The organism is Streptomyces phyllanthi (genome assembly GCF_009377205.1).
Lineage (GTDB): Bacteria > Actinomycetota > Actinomycetes > Streptomycetales > Streptomycetaceae > Streptomyces > Streptomyces phyllanthi.
Genome location: NZ_VJZE01000798.1, coordinates 1 through 2317, shown reverse-complemented (window position 1 = coordinate 2317; position 2317 = coordinate 1). Strand labels below are relative to the sequence as shown.

Sequence of the window (2317 nt, the reverse complement as noted above, 5' to 3'; positions counted from 1 at the left end):
GGGTGCTGGGAGTGCTCGCCTCTCTGGGCGGGGCCGCCCCGGAGGAGCCTTCGGGCTCCGAGGGTGCGAGCGGGTCGAGCGGGCCGAGCGGGTCGAGCGGCAGGGCACGTGGGGTGAACGACGGGCACGGAGCGACGGACGTGGACGGCGGCGGGGACTTCGACTGGCCGGACGTGGAGCCGGAGCCCGAGCCGGACGACTGGGCGTAGGGGGACACGTGATGGGTCAGCGGGACGCCATCGTCGCCGTGCTGCGGAGGGGCGACCGCGTGCTCGTCATAGAGCGCGGTCCCGAGGCCAGGCGGTCGGGCTACTGGGCGCCGCTCAGTGGGAAGGTCGAGCCGGGGGAGAGCCAGGAGGAGGCGCTGGTCCGGGAGGTCGGTGAAGAGGTCGGGCTGACGGTGTCCCCGCTGGCGAAGGTGTGGGAGTCGGAGACGGACGACCGGCGGTTCCGGCTGCACTGGTGGACCGCGGACGTGGAGGAGGGAGAGGTCGTCATGCAGCCGGGCGAGGTGAGTGACGCGAGGTGGGTCACGGTGGCGGAGTTCCTGGCGCTGGAGCCGACCTTCGCCGAGGACCGGGAGTTCTTCGAGCGGGTACTGCCCGGGATACCCGGGATACCCGAGGTGTAGGCACCTGCTCGCCCCGGCGTTTCACGGAGCCGGACGGAGCCAGGCTTCGAGTGCGGCGAAGTCCGCGTCGGTGAGACCGGTCGTGGAGTCCACGCGATGGAGAAGCGCGGGCCCTGGATGGTTCGCCGACACCCAGACTCGATCCCGCTCGCCGATCTCGTCATCGACCCATATGAACGGGCGCCCGGCCGCCGCTTCGACGAGGGCACGGGTCTTCCAGTGCAGGAGGCCTGCCTCGTCCTCCTCCGACGCCTCCGGCAGGTCCGTCACCGGAAGCTCGGGCAGGCCGAGGAGCGGGGACAGCACCTCGTTGGCGTCGTCCATCCACGCGGTGGCCCACATCAGGGCACAGGGCAGCGCCAGCAGACGCGGACCGTGCGCGGGGTCGAGCTTGGCCAGCTGCGGATTCGACGGCTCCTGCCAGCCGTCCCGTTCCCAGTGAGTCGGCGGAATCCGGGTTCCACCGTAGGGGAGGAGAGTTCCGTCGACGTCCAGGAAGAGCAGCGGGCCCTCCGCGTGTGCGGTCATGGCGGCACGTTAACGGCTCCAGCCGAGGAGAGCAGCTGGGTTCCGTGCGTACGTGTCTGCCGGGCAGGTCGTGGCGCCGGGTGCGTGTCTTTCGGGGCGCGGGGAACTGCGCGACAAGCCACCACGAACCCGCACCCGACCGCCGACAGGAACCCGGCAGACGCGACGTACGCGAGGTACCCGGCTACACCCCTGAAGGGGCGACGCGGCCGGTCACCTCGCCCAGGCCCACGCGCGTGCCGTGGGGTCCCGGGGCCCAGGCCGTGAGGGAGACCTCGTCGCCGTCCTCCAGGAACGTGCGCTTGCCGGTGGGGAGGTCAAGGGGGTCGCGGCCGTTCCAGGTCAGTTCGAGGAGGGACCCGCGTTCCCGCACCGAGGGCCCGCTCACCGTTCCCGAGCCGTACAGATCGCCCGTACGCAGCGACGCACCGTTCACCGTCATGTGAGCCAGCTGCTGGGCGGCGGTCCAGTACATGGTCGAGAACGGTGGTTCGGAGACCACGTGGCCGTTGATCGCCACCGAGATGCGCAGGTCGTAGCCGCCGGGGTCCTCGGAGGTGTCGTCCAGGTAGGGCAACAAGCCGTGTGTCCGCTCCGGAGGAGCCACGCGGGCTTCCTCCAGGGCGTCCAGCGGAGTGATCCACGCCGAGACGGAGGTGGCGAAGGACTTGCCGAGGAAGGGGCCGAGCGGGACGTACTCCCAGGCCTGGACGTCCCGCGCCGACCAGTCGTTCAGCAGGCAGAGGCCGAAGACGTGGTCACGGAAGGAAGAGAGGGGGACCGGGGTGCCCATGGGGGAGGGGACTCCCACGACGAATCCGACCTCCGCCTCGATGTCCAGGCGGGTGGAGGGGCCGAAGGTGGGAGTGGCGTCCGTGGGGGGCTTGCGCTGGCCCGCGGGACGCACGATGCCGGTGCCCGACACCACGACGGTGCCGGACCGGCCGTGGTAACCGATCGGCAGATGCTTCCAGTTGGGCGTCAGGGAGTCCGCGGCGTCCGGGCGGAAGATCTGGCCGACGTTCCGGGCGTGGTTCTCGGAGGCGTAGAAGTCGACGTAGTCCGCCACGTCGAAGGGCATGTGGAGCGTGACGGAGGAGAGGGGGTGGAGATGAGGGGCGATCGTCTCCTGGTGGGACGGGACGGTCAGCCATCCGG

General features: G+C 70.9%; 4 protein-coding genes. 2 read left to right on the top strand and 2 right to left on the bottom strand.

Annotated elements, in window-relative coordinates; genetic code table 11:
- Positions 1-209, top strand: a 209-nt coding sequence (locus FNH04_RS48425) for a hypothetical protein (protein WP_228032023.1), incomplete at its 5' end; no start/stop codon positions are given.
- 11 nt (positions 210-220) lie between these two features.
- Positions 221-631, top strand: a complete 411-nt coding sequence (locus FNH04_RS44985) for an NUDIX domain-containing protein (RefSeq protein WP_152791998.1) — start codon at positions 221-223, stop codon at positions 629-631.
- Positions 632-652: 21 nt separating this feature from the next.
- Here the strand turns inward: FNH04_RS44985 and FNH04_RS44980 are convergent, their stop codons facing one another.
- The gene (locus FNH04_RS44980) at positions 653-1159 is read right to left on the bottom strand and encodes an HAD domain-containing protein (RefSeq protein ID WP_152791997.1); all 507 of its coding nucleotides are present in this window, start codon (positions 1157-1159) and stop codon (positions 653-655) included.
- A gap of 184 nt (positions 1160-1343) precedes the next feature.
- Positions 1344-2317 (bottom strand): fumarylacetoacetase (gene fahA, locus FNH04_RS44975; RefSeq protein ID WP_152791996.1); only part of this gene is annotated, 974 nt, incomplete at its 5' end.